This is a genomic window from Streptomyces viridosporus (genome assembly GCF_002078235.1).
Taxonomy (GTDB): Bacteria; Actinomycetota; Actinomycetes; order Streptomycetales; family Streptomycetaceae; genus Streptomyces; species Streptomyces viridosporus.
This window is the reverse complement of the sequence record NZ_MSGP01000040.1, coordinates 1-18,281: the sequence shown is the minus strand read 5'-3', so window position 1 is coordinate 18,281 and position 18,281 is coordinate 1. Positions and strand designations below refer to the sequence as shown.

The window sequence follows — 18,281 nt, the reverse complement described above, 5'->3', positions numbered from 1 at the left end:
GGTACGCGGTGGTGGTCTTGCCGGAGGTGCCGGTGATGCCGATATGGGGCAGGTCGCGGCCCGGGTGGCAGGAGATGGTCACCGCGAGCTCGCCCATCCGCGCGCGCTGGTGGTCGACGACCCGCGCGCGCGGATGGGCGAGCTGGCGGTGACCATCTACGGCCACCCGGGCCGCGACCTGCTCCAGATCGGCATCACCGGCACCTCCGGCAAGACCACCACCGCGTACCTCGTCGAGGGCGGTCTCAAGACCGCCCGCGGCACGGACGAGGGCGGTGGCGGGCGACGGGTGGGACTCATCGGGACCGTCGAGATGCGCATCGGCGAGGAGCGCATCAAGTCCGAGCGCACCACGCCCGAGGCCACCGACCTGCAGGCGCTGTTCGCCGTCATGCGGGAACGCGGCACCGACGCCGTCGCCATGGAGGTCTCCAGCCACGCCCTGGTCCTCGGCCGGGTCGACGGCTGCGTCTTCGACATCGCGGTCTTCACCAACCTCAGCCCGGAGCACATGGAGTTCCACTCCGACATGGAGGACTACTTCCGGGCCAAGGCGCAGTTGTTCACGCCGGAACGCAGCAGGCTCGGCGTGGTCAACGTCGACGACGAGTACGGCCGCCGCCTCGCCAAGGAGGCCGGCGTCCCGGTCGTCACCTACTCCGCCGAGGGCCACCCCGACGCCGACTGGCGCACCGAGGACGTCCGGGTCGGCCCGATGGACTCGTCGTTCACCGTGATCGGTCCCGAGGACGAGCGGATCGCCGCCCGGTCGCCGCTGCCGGGCCCCTTCAACGTGGCCAACACCCTCGCCGCGATCGTGGCGCTGGCCGCCGCCGGCCTCGACCCGCAGGCCGCCGCCGACGGCATCGCCGCCGTGCCGGGCGTGCCGGGCCGGCTGGAGCGCGTGGACGCCGGGCAGCCGTACCTCGCGGTGGTCGACTACGCCCACAAGACCGACGCCGTCGAATCGGTGCTGCGCGCCCTGCGCAGGGTCACCGAGGGCCGGGTGCACGTGGTGCTCGGCTGCGGCGGCGACCGGGACACCACCAAGCGGGCCCCGATGGGCGCAGCCGCCGCGCGGCTCGCCGACACCGCCGTACTGACCTCCGACAACCCCCGCTCCGAGGACCCCCTCGCGATCCTCGCCACCATGCTCCAGGGCGCGGCCTCCGTCCCCGCCCACGAGCGCGGCGAGGTGCAGGTCTTCGAGGACCGGGCCGCCGCGATCGCCGCCGCCGTGGCCCGGGCGCGGCCCGGGGACACCGTGCTGGTCGCGGGCAAGGGCCACGAGCAGGGGCAGGACATCGCCGGGGTGGTGCGTCCCTTCGACGACCGCCAGGTGCTTCGCGAAGCCATCAAGAAGACCCAGGGATGAACTTGTGATCGCCCTCTCCCTCGCCGAGATCGCAGAAGTCGTCGGCGGGCAGACGCACGACATACCGGACCCCTCCGTCCAGGTCACCGGACCAGTGGTCCGGGACTCACGGGAGGCGGGTCCGGGCAGCCTCTTCGTCGCCTTCGTCGGCGAGCGCGTGGACGGCCACGACTTCGCGGCGCGGGTCGTCGAGGCGGGCGCGGCCGCGGTGCTCGCCTCCCGTCCGGTCGGCGTGCCCGCGATCGTCGTCGAGGACGTCCAGGCGGCCCTCGGCGCCCTCGCCCGGCACGTCGTCGGACGGCTCGGCACCACCCTCGTCGCGCTCACCGGCTCGGCCGGCAAGACCAGCACCAAGGACCTCATCGCCCAGGTGCTGCAGCGCCACGGGCCCACGGTCTTCACCCCCGGCTCGCTCAACAACGAGATCGGGCTGCCGCTCACCGCGCTCACCGCCACCGAGGAGACCAAGTTCCTCGTGCTGGAGATGGGCGCCCGTGGGATCGGCCACATCCGCTACCTCACCGGTCTGACGCCCCCGAGGGTCGGACTCGTCCTGAACGTGGGCTCCGCCCACATCGGCGAGTTCGGCGGCCGCGAGCAGATCGCGCAGGCGAAGGGCGAGTTGGTCGAGGCCCTGCCCCCGGCCGAGGAGGGCGGCGCCGCGATCCTCAACGCGGACGACCCCCTCGTACGGGCCATGGCCTCCCGTACGAAGGCGAAGGTGATCCTTTTCGGAGAGTCCGACGAAGCGGACGTTCGGGCCGAGAACGTGCGACTCACGGACAGCGGACAGCCCTCCTTCAGACTTCACACACCCTCCGGTGCATGTGATGTGACCATGCGCCTGTACGGTGAGCATCACGTGTCGAACGCGCTCGCCGCGGCCGCCGTCGCCCACGAGTTGGGCATGCCCGCAGACGAGATCGCCCGCGCACTCTCCGAGGCGGGCTCCCTCTCCCGCTGGCGGATGGAGGTCACCGAGCGCCCGGACGGCGTGACGGTCGTCAACGACGCCTACAACGCGAACCCCGAGTCCATGCGGGCCGCCCTGCGCGCCCTGGCAGCGATGGGCAGGGCCTCACAGGCAAAAGGGGGACGCACGTGGGCGGTGCTCGGCAAGATGGCCGAGCTCGGGGACGAGGCGCTCGCCGAGCACGACGCGGTCGGACGGCTCGCCGTCCGGCTCAACGTCAGCAAGCTCGTCGCGGTCGGGGGCAGGGAAGCTGCCTGGCTGCAACTGGGCGCATATAACGAGGGTTCGTGGGGTGAGGAGTCGGTGCACGTGTCCGACGCACAGGCGGCGGTCGACCTGTTGCGCAGCGAGTTGCGCCCGGGAGACGTCGTACTCGTGAAGGCGTCCCGTTCGGTCGGGCTCGAGAGCGTGGCGCAGGCGCTGCTCGAGACCGGTGCCGAGGGTGAGGTCGCCGCCCGATGATGAATCAGATCCTGTTCGCAGGCGTCATCGGCCTCTTCCTGACGCTGATCGGCACTCCGCTGCTGATCAAGCTGCTCGCGCGCAAGGGGTACGGCCAGTACATCCGTGACGACGGCCCGCGCGAGCACGCCAGCAAGCGCGGTACGCCGACCATGGGCGGTATCGCCTTCATCCTGGCGACGGTCGCCGCCTACTTCCTCAGCAAGGTGATCACCGGCAAGTCGCCGACGTACTCGGGCCTGCTGGTGCTGGGCCTGATGGTCGGCATGGGCATGGTCGGCTTCCTGGACGACTACATCAAGATCGTCAAGAGGCGTTCGCTGGGTCTGCGGGCCAAGGCGAAGATGGCCGGCCAGCTGATCGTCGGCATCGCCTTCGCGGTGCTCTCCCTGCAGTTCGCGGACTCCCGCGGCCAGACCCCGGCCTCCACGAAGCTGTCGTTCATCACGGACTTCGGCTGGACCATCGGCCCGGTGCTGTTCGTCGTCTGGGCGCTGTTCATGATCCTCGCGATGTCGAACGGCGTGAACCTGACCGACGGTCTGGACGGTCTCGCCACCGGCGCCTCCGTCCTCGTCTTCGGCGCCTACACCTTCATCGGCGTCTGGCAGTTCCAGGAGTCCTGCGCCAACGGCGAGACGCTGACCAACCCCAACGCCTGTTACGAGGTGCGCGACCCGCTCGACCTCGCCGTCGTCTCCGCCGCGCTGATGGGCGCCTGCCTCGGCTTCCTGTGGTGGAACACCTCCCCGGCCAAGATCTTCATGGGCGACACCGGTTCGCTGGCGCTCGGCGGTGTGCTCGCGGGTCTCGCGATCTGCTCCCGCACCGAGCTGCTGCTCGCCATCCTCGGCGGTCTGTTCGTCCTCATCACCATGTCGGTGGTCATCCAGGTCGGCTCCTTCCGGCTCACCGGGAAGCGGGTCTTCCGGATGGCACCGCTCCAGCACCACTTCGAACTCAAGGGCTGGTCCGAAGTGCTCGTGGTGGTCCGCTTCTGGATCATCCAGGGCATCTGTGTGATCGTCGGACTGGGCCTCTTCTACGCGGGATGGGCAGCGGAAAAGTGACCTCGTCGGCGCCCTCGGAATTCCGGGGCAAGCACATCACCGTCGCCGGGCTCGGCGTCTCCGGCGTCCCGGCGGCGAAGGTGCTGCACGGCCTCGGCGCGCACGTCACGGTCGTCAACGACGGCGACGACGAGCGCGCCCGGGCCCAGGCGGCCGAGCTGGAGCAGCTCGGCGTCACCGTCCGCCTCGGCGACGGCGCGACCCTGCCCGAGGGCACCGACCTCATCGTCACCGCACCCGGCTGGAGGCCCGACAAGCCGCTGTTCGCCGCCGCCGAGCGGGCCGGCGTCCCCGTCTGGGGCGACGTCGAGCTCGCCTGGCGGCTGCGCCGCCCCGACTCCGCCCCCTGGCTCGCGGTCACCGGCACCAACGGCAAGACCACCACCGTCCAGATGCTCGCCTCCATCCTGGAGGCGGCGGGCCTGCGCACCGCGGCCGTCGGCAACATCGGCGTCTCGCTGCTGGACGCGGTGCTCGGCGAGGAGGAGTACGACGTGCTCGCCGTGGAGCTGTCCAGCTACCAGCTCCACTGGGCGCCGTCGCTGCGCGCCCACTCGGCCGCCGTGCTGAACCTCGCCCCCGACCACCTCGACTGGCACGGCTCCATGCAGGCGTACGCCGCCGACAAGGGCCGCATCTACGAGGGCAATCGCGTCGCCTGCGTCTACAACGTCGCCGACAAGGCCACCGAGGACCTGGTCCGCGAGGCCGACGTCGAGGAGGGCTGCCGCGCCGTCGGGTTCACCCTGGGCACGCCGGGTCCCTCCCAACTCGGCGTCGTGGAGGGCATCCTGGTCGACCGCGCCTTCGTCGAGGACCGGTACAGGAACGCCCAGGAGCTCGCCGAGGTCTCCGACGTCAACCCGCCCGCCCCGCACAACGTCGCCAACGCCCTCGCCGCCGCGGCCCTCGCCCGCGCCTTCGGGGTGCCCGCGACGGCCGTGCGCGACGGCCTGCGGGCCTTCACCCCGGACGCCCACCGCATCGCGCACGTGGCCGACGTGGACGGCGTCGCCTACGTCGACGACTCCAAAGCCACCAACACGCATGCCGCCGAAGCCTCGTTGGCGGCGTACGAGCCGGTGGTGTGGATCGCGGGCGGTCTGGCGAAGGGCGCGACCTTCGACGAACTGGTCGCGGGGGCGGCGAAGCGGCTGCGCGGTGCCGTCCTGATCGGCCGGGACCGCGCCCTGATCCGCGAAGCCCTCGCGCGACACGCCCCCGAGGTGCCGGTGGTCGACCTCGACCGGACCGACACTGGGGCGATGCTCCAGGCTGTCCAGGAGGCGCGGCGGCTCGCACGGCCCGGCGACACGGTACTGCTCGCCCCGGCCTGCGCCTCGATGGACATGTTCGCCAACTACAACAGGCGCGGTGAGGCGTTCGCCCAGGCGGTGCGCGAACTCGGCGCCTGACCCGGCCGCCTGCGCCGGGCGACCTTGGGAGGGACGTGTGGGACCGTCGAGGCCCTGTCCGGCGTACACCTGTCCGGCGCGCGACGGAGGTCCTGATGCCCGGTAGCCGTACCGGCGGGCCGCCCGTGCAGCGCGCCGTCCGCCGGCCCGCCGTGCCCCGGCCCAGGCGCGAGAACCCCCTCCGCACCCTGCACACCCGGGCCCGCAAGGCATGGGACCGGCCGCTGACCGCGTACTACCTGATCTTCGGCGGCAGTGCGCTGATCACCGTGCTCGGCCTGGTGATGGTCTACTCGGCCTCCCAGATCACCGCGCTGCAGATGTCCCTGCCGGGCTCCTACTTCTTCCGCAAGCAGCTCCTGGCCGCCGCGATCGGCACCGTGCTGCTGCTCGTGGCCTCCCGGATGCCGGTGAAGCTGCACCGGGCGCTGGCCTACCCCATCCTCGCGGGCGCCGTTTTCCTGATGGTCCTGGTGCAGGTGCCGGGGATAGGGGTCGAGGTCAACGGCAACCAGAACTGGATCGCCCTCGGCGGCTCCTTCCAGGTCCAGCCCAGCGAGTTCGGCAAGCTGGCGCTGGTGCTGTGGGGAGCCGACCTGCTCGCCCGCAAACAGGACAGGCGGCTGCTGGGCCAGTGGAAGCACATGCTGGTGCCGCTGGTTCCGGCCGCCTTCATGCTGCTCGGACTGATCATGCTCGGCGGCGACATGGGGACGGCGATCATCCTGACGGCGATCCTGTTCGGCCTGCTGTGGCTGGCGGGGGCGCCCACCCGGATGTTCGCCGGGGTGCTGTCCGTCGCCGCCCTGCTCGGCGTGATCCTCATCCGCACCAGCCCGAACCGCATGGCCCGGCTCGCCTGCCTCGGTGCCACCGAGCCCCAGTCGGGACCGGTCGACTGCTGGCAGGCGGTGCACGGGATCTACGCCCTCGCCTCCGGCGGGATCTTCGGTTCCGGCCTGGGGGCGAGTGTGGAGAAATGGGGACAACTGCCCGAAGCCCACACCGACTTCATTTTCGCCGTCACCGGTGAGGAACTGGGTCTGGCGGGGACGCTGTCGGTACTCGCCCTGTTCGCGGCTCTAGGCTATGCGGGCATCCGCGTGGCCGGACGCACGGAGGACCCCTTCGTGAGGTACGCCGCGGGAGGCGTGACCACCTGGATCATGGCCCAGGCCGTGATCAACATCGGTGCGGTGCTCGGCCTGCTGCCGATCGCCGGCGTCCCGCTCCCGCTGTTCTCCTACGGGGGGTCCGCCCTGCTGCCGACCATGTTCGCCATCGGGTTGCTGATCGCCTTCGCGCGTGAGGACCCCGCTGCGCGGATGGCGCTTGCGATGCGGCAACCCCGCTTTGGTAAAAAGCGGGACGGGGGTCCTCAGCGGCCCCGGAGATGGAACACGATGCGACGGCGTGCCTGAGCGGCGCGTTCGTCCGGAGAGCGGTGAATTTCGGTGCATGTCGTACTCGCCGGCGGAGGAACCGCGGGCCACATCGAGCCCGCGCTCGCCCTCGCGGACGCCCTGCGCAGGCAGGATCCGACCGTGGGCATCACGGCCCTGGGCACGGAGCGCGGCCTCGAGACACGTCTCGTACCCGAGCGCGGGTACGAGCTGGCGCTGATCCCCGCCGTACCGCTGCCACGCAAGCCGACCCCCGAGCTGATCACCGTGCCGGGCCGGCTGCGCGGCACCATCAAGGCGACCGAGCAGATCCTGGAGCGCACCAAGGCGGACGCCGTGGTCGGTTTCGGCGGCTACGTCGCCCTGCCCGGCTACCTCGCGGCCAAGCGGCTCGGTGTGCCGATCGTGATCCACGAGGCCAACGCCCGGCCCGGTCTGGCCAACAAGATCGGCTCCCGCTACGCCGCCCAGGTCGCCGTCTCCACGCCCGACAGCAAGCTGCGGGGCGCCCGGTACATCGGGATCCCGCTGCGCCGCTCCATCGCCACCCTCGACCGGGCCGCCGTCCGCCCCGAGGCCCGTGCCGCGTTCGGGCTCGACCCCAACCTGCCGACGCTGCTGGTCTCCGGCGGCTCGCAGGGCGCCCGCCGGCTGAACGAGGTCGTCCAGCAGGTGGCTCCGTGGTTGCAGCAGGCCGGGATCCAGATCCTGCACGCGGTCGGCCCGAAGAACGAACTGCCGCAGGTGCAGCAGATGCCGGGCATGCCCCCCTACATCCCGGTAAGTTACCTGGACCGGATGGACCTCGCGTACGCCGCGGCCGACATGATGCTCTGCCGCGCGGGCGCGATGACCGTCGCCGAGCTCTCCGCCGTCGGACTCCCGGCCGCCTACGTCCCGCTGCCCATCGGCAACGGCGAACAGCGGCTCAACGCCCAGCCGGTGGTCAAGGCCGGCGGCGGGCTGCTGGTCGACGACGCGGAGCTGACGCCGGAGTGGCTGCAGCAGCACGTGCTGCCCGTCCTCGCCGATCCGCACCGGCTGTACGAGATGTCCCGCGCCGCCTCCGAGTTCGGCCGCCGGGACGCCGACGACCTGCTCGTCGGCATGGTGTACGAGGCGATCGCCTCGCGCCACCGCCACTGAAAGGAGCGCGCGCGTGGCCGGACCGACCACCGCCGAGCGCGGTGAACGCCGTCAGGGGTCGTCCGGCCCGCCGCCCGTCCGGCGTTCCCGACGACGCCTTCGTGTGATGATCGTTCTGGCCGTCGCCCTCGTGTTCCTCGGGAGCGGGGCCTTCTGGCTGCTGTACGGCTCGGACCTCGTGCGCGTGGAGCGCGTGTCCGTGTCCGGCACCCGGATCCTGACGCCCGCGCAGGTGCGCGAGGTCGCGGACGTTCCCCTGGGGGAGCAGTTGATTTCGGTGGACACCGGGGCGATCGAGGCGCGGATCGCCAAAGAATTGCCCCGAATTGCCACGGTTGACGTGATCCGTTCCTGGCCGCACGAAATCGAGCTGAAAGTGACGGAGCGCACTCCGGTCCTTCTTCTGCAAAAGGGCGAAAAGTTCACCGAAGTGGACAAGGGAGGTGTCCGTTTCGCCACGGTTTCCCAGGCTCCGCGAGGTGTCCCCCTGCTGGAATTGGCCGTCTCCCGGAGCGGTTCCGCGGCCGCGAGCCTGCGCCGCTTCGGCGAGGACCGGCTGGTGCGGGAGGCGGTGCGGGCCGCCGACGCCGTCCCGGACTCCGTCGCGCGCGAGGTCCGCGGCGTCAAGGTCCGTTCCTACGACGACATCTCGCTGCGGTTGACGGGTGACAGGACGGTCGATTGGGGAAGCAGCGAGAAGGGGGCGGCGAAGGCCCGAGCCCTCACGGCTCTGATGAAAGCGGCTTCCGGTGCGCGGCACTTCGACGTCAGCGTTCCCACGGCTCCGGCGTCATCGGGGAGTTGACGCTCATCAGTGCAGGCCAGCACCCTGGTTGGGCAGCGCTACGCCTGATCACATAGGGTGAAAAGAAAAACGGGAGGTTCGGCGTGTTCGTTGAACGGGCGCCACGTGTCGACTTAGTGTCCTGTTCGGAAGACTCCAGGGAACAGACACACTGGTAACCCTAAAGTTCAACGTTAGGGTTCGGGTCGGCGCTACGGACCGTCCCATTCGGCATCAGTCGTCGGTTCGCGGCGCACCCGCGGAACGGCGACACGTAACTCGAGGCGAGAGGCCTTCGACGTGGCAGCACCGCAGAACTACCTCGCAGTCATCAAAGTCATCGGTGTCGGCGGCGGTGGTGTCAATGCCATCAACCGGATGATCGAGGTCGGTCTCAAGGGCGTCGAGTTCATCGCCATCAACACCGACGCGCAAGCCCTGTTGATGAGCGACGCCGACGTCAAGCTCGACGTCGGCCGTGAACTCACCCGCGGACTCGGCGCCGGGGCCAACCCGGCCGTCGGCCGCAAGGCCGCCGAGGACCACCGCGAGGAGATCGAGGAGGTCCTCAAGGGGGCCGACATGGTCTTCGTGACGGCCGGTGAAGGCGGCGGCACCGGCACCGGCGGCGCACCCGTCGTGGCCAACATCGCCCGCTCGCTCGGTGCTCTCACCATCGGTGTGGTCACCCGCCCGTTCACCTTCGAGGGGCGGCGCCGCGCGAACCAGGCCGAGGACGGCATCGCGGAGCTGCGCGAAGAGGTCGACACCCTCATCGTCATCCCGAACGACCGGCTGCTGTCCATCTCGGACCGCCAGGTCTCGGTCCTCGACGCCTTCAAGTCGGCGGACCAGGTGCTGCTCTCCGGTGTCCAGGGCATCACCGACCTCATCACCACGCCCGGTCTGATCAACCTCGACTTCGCCGACGTGAAGTCGGTCATGTCGGAGGCCGGCTCGGCCCTCATGGGCATCGGCTCGGCCCGCGGCGACGACCGCGCGGTGGCCGCCGCCGAGATGGCCATCTCCTCCCCGCTGCTGGAAGCCTCCATCGACGGCGCCCGCGGTGTGCTGCTCTCCATCTCCGGCGGCAGCGACCTCGGTCTGTTCGAGATCAACGAGGCCGCCCAGCTGGTGAGCGAGGCCGCCCACCCCGAGGCCAACATCATCTTCGGCGCGGTGATCGACGACGCCCTCGGCGACGAGGTCCGGGTCACCGTGATCGCGGCCGGCTTCGACGGCGGCCAGCCGCCGGCCAAGCGGGAGAACGTCCTCGGCTCGTCCTCGGCCAAGCGCGAGGAGCCGGCCCCGGCACGGCAGCCGGAGAGCCGCCCCTCCTTCGGCTCGCTCGGCAGCGTCACGCCCAAGGAGGACCCGGAGCCGATGAAGCCGGAGCCGGTGCACGACATCCCGGTCGTCCAGCCGCCGGTCCCGCCGACGCGGACCTACGACAGCGCGGCCGAGGAGCTGGACGTGCCGGACTTCCTGAAGTGATAGCAGCCCGGCGCGAGAGCGTGAGCGGCGCGCACTTCGCCTTCACCGACCGGTGGGGCGGGGTGAGCGCCGCTCCGTATGCGGAGCTCAACCTCGGCGGAGCGGTCGGTGACGACCCCGGCGCCGTGCGCACCAACCGCGAACTGGCCGCCGAGTCCCTCGGCGTCGATCCGGCCCGGGTGGTCTGGATGAACCAGGTGCACGGGGCCGCTACGGCCGTGGTCGACGAGCCCTGGGGGGAGAGCCCCGTCCCCGAGGTCGACGCGATCGTCACCGCGCGGCGGGGTCTCGCCCTCGCCGTGCTCACCGCCGACTGCGTGCCGGTGCTGCTCGCCGACCCCGTCGCCGGGGTCGTCGCCGCGGCCCACGCGGGACGGCCCGGACTGGTCGCCGGGGTGGTCCCCGCCGCCGTACGGGCCATGGTCGGACTCGGCGCCGAGCCCTCGCGGATCGTCGCCCGCACCGGGCCGGCCGTCTGCGGCCGGTGCTACGAGGTGCCGGAGGCGATGCGCGCCGAGGTGGCCGCCGTCGAGCCGGCGGCGCACGCCGTGACGAGCTGGGGCACCCCGGCGGTCGACGTGGGCGCGGGCGTGCACGCGCAGCTCCAGCGGCTCGGGGTGCGCGACCGGGCGCAGTCGCCGGTGTGCACGCTGGAGTCGGGGGATCACTTCTCGTACCGACGCGACCGCACCACCGGGCGGCTCGCGGGCTATGTGTGGCTGGACTGATGGAACATGACGGACCGTAAGAGCGAGATCGCCGCGAATCTGGCGAGAGTGGAGGAGCGGATCGCCGCCGCGTGCGCCGCGTCCGGACGTGCGCGCGACGAGGTCACCCTCATCGTGGTCACCAAGACCTTCCCGGCGAGCGACGTGCGGCTCCTGTCGGAACTCGGTGTGCGCCATGTCGCCGAGAACCGCGACCAGGACGCCGCGCCGAAGGCGGCCCAGTGTGCGGACCTGCCGCTCACCTGGCACTTCGTCGGTCAGCTGCAGACCAACAAGGTGCGCTCCGTGGTCGGTTACGCGGGTGTCGTGCACTCCGTCGACCGCGCCCGGCTGGTGACGGCCCTCTCCAGGGAGGCCGTGCGGACCGGGCGTGAAGTGGGCTGCCTCGTCCAGGTCGCGCTCGACGCGGGCGAAGGCGGCCGGGGGGAGCGCGGGGGCGTCGCGCCCGGCGGGGTCGCGGAGTTGGCCGCGCTCGTCGCCGGGGCCGAGGGGCTGCGGCTGGACGGGCTGATGACGGTCGCCCCGCTCACCGGGGAGTACGCCGGACGTCAACAGGCGGCGTTCGAGCGGTTGGTGGATTTGTCGACCGACCTGCGCAAGGCCCATCCGACTGCGAACATGGTCTCGGCAGGAATGAGTACGGACCTCGAACAGGCCGTTGCCGCCGGAGCGACACATGTGCGCGTCGGCAGTGCGGTACTCGGAGTCCGCCCCAGGCTCGGGTAACGTCGCCAAGAAGTCGGACCACAGTAGAAAATATGGTCATTGCCGCCAATAGCGGACATAAGGACCTTGTGGATCGCGGGCACTTGGCGGTCGTCAGCGGATCCACCACAGAGCGGAGGACTCGGAGCATGGCCGGCGCGATGCGCAAAATGGCGGTCTACCTCGGCCTCGTGGAGGACGATGGGTACGACGGCCGCGGATTCGACCCAGACGACGACTTTGAACCCGAACTCGACCCGGAACCCGAACGTGACCACAGGCGGCACGAAATTGCACATCAGTCGCATGGTTCACATCAGTCACAAAGGGAAGAAGAGGTACGAGTCGTGCAGCCGCCCGCGCCTCGCGAGCCGGTCGCCCGCTCCGCTTCGCTTCCCGCGGAATCGCCACGTCCGGCACGCATCGCCCCCGTGGCGTCCATCACACAAGAACGCGCAAGCCTGGAGAAGAACGCACCGGTGATCATGCCCAAGGTCGTGTCGGAACGAGAGCCTTACCGGATCACCACGCTCCACCCCCGGACCTACAACGAGGCCCGTACCATCGGGGAACACTTCCGTGAGGGCACTCCGGTGATCATGAATCTGACCGAGATGGACGACACGGACGCGAAGCGACTTGTCGACTTCGCGGCCGGTCTGGTGTTCGGTCTTCACGGCAGTATCGAGCGGGTGACGCAGAAGGTGTTCCTGCTGTCTCCTGCTAACGTCGATGTCACGGCGGAGGACAAGGCCCGCATCGCAGAGGGCGGGTTCTTCAACCAGAGCTGAGACGCAGGACCGATCGAGCAGGTACAGGGGAGAGGGAAGAGCAAGCCATGAGCGTGTTCGCGCAGGTGATCTACATCGCGCTGATGGTGTTCCTCATCGTGCTCATTTTCCGGCTGGTCATGGACTACGTCTTCCAGTTCGCCCGCTCATGGCAACCCGGCAAGGCGATGGTGGTCGTCCTGGAGGCCACCTACACTGTCACCGATCCACCGTTGAAGCTTCTGCGGCGGTTCATCCCGCCGCTGCGTCTCGGGGGCGTGGCGCTCGACCTGTCCTTCTTCGTGCTGATGATCATCGTCTACATTCTGATCTCCCTCGTGGGCAATGCACTGAGGTGACTGTGGACGACATGGGCCTGCCGACTGCCGATGACTACGTTGAGGTGAAGAGATGCCGTTGACCCCCGAGGACGTGCGGAACAAGCAGTTCACGACCGTCCGCCTCCGAGAAGGCTATGACGAGGACGAGGTCGATGCCTTCCTCGACGAGGTCGAAGCCGAACTGACGCGTCTGCTGCGCGAGAACGAGGACCTGCGCGCCAAGCTGGCCGCGGCCACGCGCGCCGCCGCCCAGAACCAGCAGAACATGCGCAAGCCCCCGGAGCAGGACCAGCAGGGACCGCCGCAGGGTATGCCGCAGCAGGGCATGCCCCAGCAGGGTATGCCCCAGCAGGGCATGCCGCAGCAGGGCATGCGAGGTCCCGGCGCTCCCGTGCCCGCCGGGATATCGGGCCCGCCGCAGCAGCAGATGGGTGGCCCCATGGGTGGTCCGCCCCAGCTGCCGAGCGGTGCTCCTCAGCTGCCCGCCGGCCCCGGCGGTCAGGGCGGTCCGCAGGGTCCCGGCCCGATGGGTCAGGGTCCCGGGCCGATGGGCCAGGGTGGCCCGATGCAGGGGCAGATGGGCCCCGGTGGCCCGATGGGCGGCCCCATGGGCGGCCCCGGTCTCCCCGGTCAGGGCGGCCCCGGCGGCGACAGCGCCGCCCGCGTGCTGTCGCTGGCCCAGCAGACCGCCGACCAGGCGATCGCCGAGGCCCGTTCCGAGGCCAACAAGATCGTCGGCGAGGCCCGTTCGCGTGCCGAGGGTCTCGAGCGGGACGCCCGTGCCAAGGCCGACGCCCTGGAGCGGGACGCGCAGGAGAAGCACCGCGTCGCGATGGGCTCCCTGGAGTCCGCCCGCGCCACGCTGGAGCGCAAGGTCGAGGACCTGCGCGGCTTCGAGCGCGAGTACCGCACGCGGCTGAAGTCCTACCTGGAGTCGCAGCTGCGCCAGCTGGAGACCCAGGCGGACGACTCGCTCGCCCCGCCGCGCCAGCCCGCGAGCGCCGCGCCGTCGCTCCCGCCGTCCCCGGCGCCCTCCATGGCTCCGGCCGGCGCCGGTGCGCCGTCCTACGGCGGCAACCAGGCGATGGGCGGCCCCGGCGGTCAGTCCGGCCCGTCCTACGGCGGTCAGCAGCAGATGCAGCCGGCGATGACCCAGCCCATGGCGCCGGTGCGTCCGCAGGGGCCGTCGCCGATGGGGCAGGCTCCCTCGCCGATGCGCGGGTTCCTCATCGACGAGGACGACAACTGACGGCCCTGTGGCCATGAGTACGGCGTAGCGGTCGGCAGCGTTCAGGGCGGGGCCCCGGGTTCACCAACCCGGGGCCCCGCCCTCGTGCTCCGCGCGTTCGGGGTGCGGGCGCCGGATGTCCGAGCCGGGGGCCGTCCGTCCCGGGAGGCGACGACGGGGGCCCGGGCCCGCCGAGGTTCTCCTCGACGGACCCGGGCCCCCGGGTGCGGGATCGTCGCGCGTCACGCCTTGCGCAGGCGGAACGTCAGGGACAGGCCCTCGTCCGTGAACGCGTCCCCGTAGGTGTCGTCCGCCTCGCCCCGGGCGAAGTCCGTGGCGAGGACCTCGTCGGCGATCAGGGCGGAGTGGTCGGTCAGGGCCGCGACGGTCGCGGGGTCCGCGGCCGTCCAGCGCAGGGCGATCCGGTCGGCCACGTCGAGGCCGCTGTTCTTGCGGGCCTCCTGGATCAGCCGGATCGCGTCCCGGGCCAGGCCCGCGCGGCGCAGCTCCTCCGTGATCTCCAGGTCGAGGGCGACCGTGGCACCGGCGTCGGAGGCCACCGACCAGCCCTCGCGCGGGGTCTCCGTGATGATCACCTCGTCCGGGGCGAGGGTGATCGTCTCACCGTCCACCTCGACCGAGGCGGTGCCCTCGCGCAGGGCCAGGGACAGGGCCGCGGCGTCCGTGTCCGCGATCGCCCGGGCCACGTCCTGGACGCGCTTGCCGAACCGCTTGCCCAGCGCGCGGAAGTTGGCCTTCGCCGTGGTGTCCACCAGCGAGCCGCCGACCTCGGACAGCGACGCCAGCGACTCGACGTTCAGCTCCTCGGTGATCTGGGCGTGCAGCTCCGGGTCGAGGGTGTCGAAGCCGCCGGCCGCGATCAGCGCCCGCTTCAGCGGCTGGCGGGTCTTCACGCCCGACTCCGCGCGCGTGGCCCGGCCCAGCTCCACGAGCCGGCGCACCAGCACCATCTGCTTCGACAGCTCCGGGTCGATCGCGCTCGGGTCCGCCTGGGGCCAGGAGGACAGGTGCACCGACTCCGGCGCGCCCGGGGTGACCGGGACGACCAGGTCCTGCCAGACCCGCTCGGTGATGAACGGGGTGAGCGGGGCCATCAGCTTGGTGACCGTCTCCACGACCTCGTGCAGGGTGCGCAGCGCCGCCTTGTCGCCCTGCCAGAAGCGGCGCCGGGAGCGGCGGACGTACCAGTTGGAGAGGTCGTCGACGAACGCGGACAGCAGCTTGCCGGCGCGCTGGGTGTCGTAGCCGTCCAGCGCCCGGGTCACCTGGTCGGTGAGCGCGTGCAGTTCGGACAGCAGCCAGCGGTCCAGCAGCGGGCGGTCGGCCGGGGCCGGGTCGGCCCCGCTCGGCGCCCAGTTCGACGTACGGGCGTACAGGGCCTGGAAGGCGACCGTGTTCCAGTACGTCAGCAGCGTCTTGCGGACGACCTCCTGGATGGTGCCGTGGCCCACCCGGCGGGCCGCCCAGGGGGAGCCGCCGGCCGCCATGAACCAGCGGACCGCGTCCGCGCCGTGCTGGTCCATCAGCGGGATCGGCTGCAGGATGTTGCCCAGGTGCTTGGACATCTTGCGGCCGTCCTCGGCGAGGATGTGGCCCAGGCACACGACGTTCTCGTAGGACGACTTGTCGAAGACGAGCGTGCCGATCGCCATCAGCGTGTAGAACCAGCCGCGGGTCTGGTCGATGGCCTCGCAGATGAACTGCGCCGGGTAGCGGGCCTCGAACAGCTCCTTGTTCTTGTACGGGTAGCCCCACTGCGCGAACGGCATCGAACCCGAGTCGTACCAGGCGTCGATGACCTCCGGCACGCGCGTGGCCTCCTGCCCGCAGCCGTCCTGCGGGCAGGCGAAGGTGATCTCGTCGATGTACGGGCGGTGCGGGTCGAGCCCCGACTGGTCGGTGCCGGTCAGCTCGGACAGCTCCGCGCGGGAGCCGACGACCGTGAGGTGGTCGTCCGCGCAGCGCCAGACCGGCAGCGGGGTGCCCCAGTAGCGGTTGCGGGACAGCGCCCAGTCGATGTTGTTGTTCAGCCAGTCGCCGTACCGGCCGTGCTTGACCGTGTCCGGGAACCAGTTGGTGTTCTCGTTCTCCGCCAGCAGGCGGTCCTTGACGGCCGTGGTGCGGATGTACCAGGACGGCTGCGCGTAGTAGAGCAGCGCGGTGTGGCAGCGCCAGCAGTGCGGGTAGCTGTGCTCGTACGGGATGTGCCGGAAGAGCAGGCCGCGCTCGTCGAGGTCCGCGGTCAGCTTCTCGTCGGCCTTCTTGAAGAAGACGCCGCCGACCAGGGGGACGTCCTCGGCGAAGGTGCCGTCGGGGCGGACCGGGTTGACGACGGGCAGGCCGTAGGAGCGGCAGACCTTGAGGTCGTCCTCACCGAAGGCGGGGGACTGGTGGACCAGGCCGGTGCCGTCCTCGGTGGTGACGTACTCGGCGTTCACCACGTAGTGGGCCTCGGCCGGGAAGTCGACGAGCTCGAAGGGGCGCCGGTACGTCCAGCGCTCCATCTCGGCACCGGTGAAGGTCCGGCCGGTGGTCTCCCAGCCCTCGCCGAGGGCCTTGGCGACCAGCGGCTCGGCGACGACCAGCTTCTCCTCACCGTTCGTCGCGACGACGTAGGTGACCTCGGGGTGCGCGGCGACCGCCGTGTTGGAGACCAGCGTCCACGGCGTGGTGGTCCACACCAGGAGCGCGGCCTCGCCGGCCAGCGGGCCGGAGGTGAGCGGGAAGCGGACGTAGACGGAGGGGTCGACGACCGTCTCGTAGCCCTGCGCCAGCTCGTGGTCGGACAGGCCGGTGCCGCAGCGCGGGCACCAGGGGGCGACGCGGTGGTCCTGGACCAGCAGCCCCTTGTTGAAGATCTCCTTCAGCGACCACCAGACGGAGTCGACGTACTCCGGGTCCATGGTCCGGTAGGCGTCGTCGAGGTCGACCCAGTAGCCCATGCGGGTCGTCAGCTCGGCGAAGGCGTCGGTGTGGCGGGTCACCGACTCGCGGCACCTGGCGTTGAACTCGGCGATGCCGTACGCCTCGATGTCCTGCTTGCCGGAGAAGCCGAGCTCCTTCTCCACGGCCAGCTCCACCGGGAGGCCGTGGCAGTCCCAGCCGGCCTTGCGGGCCACGTGGTAGCCGCGCATGGTGCGGAAGCGGGGGAAGACGTCCTTGAAGACGCGCGCCTCGATGTGGTGGGCGCCCGGCATGCCGTTGGCGGTGGGCGGGCCCTCGTAGAACACCCACTCGGGCCGTCCCTCGGACTGCTCCAGGCTCTTGGCGAAGATCTTCTGCTCGCGCCAGAAGTCGAGCACCGCGTGCTCGAGGGCGGGCAGGTCGACCTGGGCGGGTACCTGGCGGTACGTCGGCGTTGTCATCAGCGAGCTTCCTCCGGCGGATCTGCTGCCTTCCGTCCGGAGGGACGAGAGCTGTGTCGATGCCTGCGCCGCCTTCGGCGCGCTCCCGCGGTACCACCCTCCTTGGCCCCCCGGTGCCTCGTGTGCGCCGGTGAGCCCCCTCATTGGGGTCGCGATGCCGGTTCTACTCGCCGTCGCCGTCGGGCGGCGGCTTTCTTCCGGCGGCTCCGGGGTGATCTTCACATCGCGCTCGCCCCCGGGCTCACACCGTCCCCGGGTCGCTCTGGGCTGCGTACGCCGCTACTCGTCCCCATCTCCGCTTTTCGCTCCGCCCAGTGTACGGCGCGCCGGGAGCGGCGGCCGACCGGTTTCTCCGCGGCCGGGGAGCGGGCCGGAGATCGGGCCGGAGAGGGGACGAGGAGGGAGAGGAAGAGGGGGACGGCGCACGTGTTGCATATGACCTGACATGAGGGGTGATGACCCGAATGGTGTGGTGTGTGCGTTCGGATCCCGGGACGTCGCCCTCGGCGGCATACCCGGCGGGGAGCTGGGCACAACGCATGCAGGTTCGCCGCGCGGCGTCCGCGGGGCGAGGAGATCGGGCGGTGCGCCCCGTTGCCGCGGGACTCGAGTCGATTTATCGTCCCAGAACGATTTGCGCACAAAATCACAATATGTGAAGGGGCCGCGGTCATGGTGGTGAAGAAGACCGCCGTACAGCAGTCGGCGTCCGGCAGGTCCGGGCGCGCCGGCGGCGGCGCGCCCCGTGCGGAGGCCTCCGGCGGTGCGGCCGGGAGCGTGGACGGGAAGAAGAGCCCCCGGAGTGCGGCGGGCCGCGCGGCGGAGCCCGCGAAACGATCGCGGGGACCTGCGGCCGGCCCGGGCGGCACGGAGCACCCGAAGAGGGCGCGGGCGGCCGGGACCGGGGCTGCGCGGGCCGGGACGGCGGCGGCCGGGGAGGCCGCGGGGGAGAGGGCCGCGAGGAAGCCGGCGGCCGGGGAGGCCGCGGCGACCGAAAAGGT

The 18,281-nt window shown here is 71.1% G+C and carries 14 protein-coding genes; 13 read left to right on the top strand and 1 reads right to left on the bottom strand.

All coding sequences use genetic code 11. From position 1 onward, the window contains the following. The 13 genes from B7L92_RS02950 to B7L92_RS02890 form a co-directional block, all read left to right on the top strand. On the top strand, positions 1-1,375 hold a 1,375-nt coding region (locus tag B7L92_RS02950), incomplete at its 5' end, for a UDP-N-acetylmuramoyl-L-alanyl-D-glutamate--2,6-diaminopimelate ligase (RefSeq protein ID WP_438363933.1). Between the two features lie 4 nt (positions 1,376-1,379). Further along, positions 1,380-2,810: a UDP-N-acetylmuramoyl-tripeptide--D-alanyl-D-alanine ligase gene (locus B7L92_RS02945; RefSeq protein WP_081235936.1), complete on the top strand. Its 1,431-nt coding sequence runs from the start codon at positions 1,380-1,382 to the stop codon at positions 2,808-2,810. Then, a complete protein-coding gene (mraY, locus tag B7L92_RS02940) occupies positions 2,807-3,880 on the top strand; it encodes a phospho-N-acetylmuramoyl-pentapeptide-transferase (RefSeq protein ID WP_004989225.1) in 1,074 nt (357 codons plus the stop codon). Before B7L92_RS02945 ends, mraY begins: the two co-directional genes overlap by 4 nt. Then, positions 3,862-5,295 carry a UDP-N-acetylmuramoyl-L-alanine--D-glutamate ligase gene (murD, locus tag B7L92_RS02935; protein ID WP_107501356.1) on the top strand — a complete coding sequence of 478 codons (1,434 nt, stop codon included), beginning with the start codon at positions 3,862-3,864 and terminating at the stop codon, positions 5,293-5,295. The genes mraY and murD overlap by 19 nt, the downstream gene beginning before the upstream one ends. A 95-nt stretch (positions 5,296-5,390) precedes the next feature. After that, positions 5,391-6,716 carry a putative lipid II flippase FtsW gene (ftsW, locus tag B7L92_RS02930; RefSeq protein WP_081235934.1) on the top strand — a complete coding sequence of 442 codons (1,326 nt, stop codon included), beginning with the start codon at positions 5,391-5,393 and terminating at the stop codon, positions 6,714-6,716. Positions 6,717-6,749: 33 nt separating this feature from the next. Next, the gene (gene murG / locus B7L92_RS02925; protein ID WP_081235933.1) at positions 6,750-7,844 is read left to right on the top strand and encodes an undecaprenyldiphospho-muramoylpentapeptide beta-N-acetylglucosaminyltransferase; all 1,095 of its coding nucleotides are present in this window, start codon (positions 6,750-6,752) and stop codon (positions 7,842-7,844) included. Positions 7,845-7,857: 13 nt separating this feature from the next. Beyond that, positions 7,858-8,649, top strand: coding sequence for a cell division protein FtsQ/DivIB (locus B7L92_RS02920; RefSeq protein WP_081235932.1), 792 nt, complete (start codon positions 7,858-7,860; stop codon positions 8,647-8,649). A gap of 279 nt (positions 8,650-8,928) precedes the next feature. Then, positions 8,929-10,122: a cell division protein FtsZ gene (ftsZ, locus tag B7L92_RS02915; RefSeq protein ID WP_081235931.1), complete on the top strand. Its 1,194-nt coding sequence runs from the start codon at positions 8,929-8,931 to the stop codon at positions 10,120-10,122. Positions 10,123-10,142: 20 nt separating this feature from the next. Further along, positions 10,143-10,850, top strand: coding sequence for a peptidoglycan editing factor PgeF (gene pgeF / locus B7L92_RS02910; protein WP_081235930.1), 708 nt, complete (start codon positions 10,143-10,145; stop codon positions 10,848-10,850). Between the two features lie 6 nt (positions 10,851-10,856). Continuing rightward, positions 10,857-11,576 (top strand): YggS family pyridoxal phosphate-dependent enzyme, encoded by a 720-nt coding sequence (locus B7L92_RS02905; protein WP_081235929.1) that lies wholly within the window; start codon positions 10,857-10,859, stop codon positions 11,574-11,576. Between the two features lie 128 nt (positions 11,577-11,704). Beyond that, positions 11,705-12,346 (top strand): cell division protein SepF, encoded by a 642-nt coding sequence (locus B7L92_RS02900; RefSeq protein WP_081235928.1) that lies wholly within the window; start codon positions 11,705-11,707, stop codon positions 12,344-12,346. Between the two features lie 47 nt (positions 12,347-12,393). After that, positions 12,394-12,684 (top strand): YggT family protein, encoded by a 291-nt coding sequence (locus tag B7L92_RS02895; protein WP_004989250.1) that lies wholly within the window; start codon positions 12,394-12,396, stop codon positions 12,682-12,684. A 52-nt stretch (positions 12,685-12,736) separates the two neighbouring features. Beyond that, positions 12,737-13,915: a DivIVA domain-containing protein gene (locus B7L92_RS02890; RefSeq protein WP_081235927.1), complete on the top strand. Its 1,179-nt coding sequence runs from the start codon at positions 12,737-12,739 to the stop codon at positions 13,913-13,915. Positions 13,916-14,136: 221 nt separating this feature from the next. Here the strand turns inward: B7L92_RS02890 and ileS are convergent, their stop codons facing one another. After that, the gene (ileS, locus tag B7L92_RS02885) at positions 14,137-17,280 is read right to left on the bottom strand and encodes an isoleucine--tRNA ligase (protein WP_081235926.1); all 3,144 of its coding nucleotides are present in this window, start codon (positions 17,278-17,280) and stop codon (positions 14,137-14,139) included. Positions 17,281-18,281 lie beyond the last annotated feature (1,001 nt).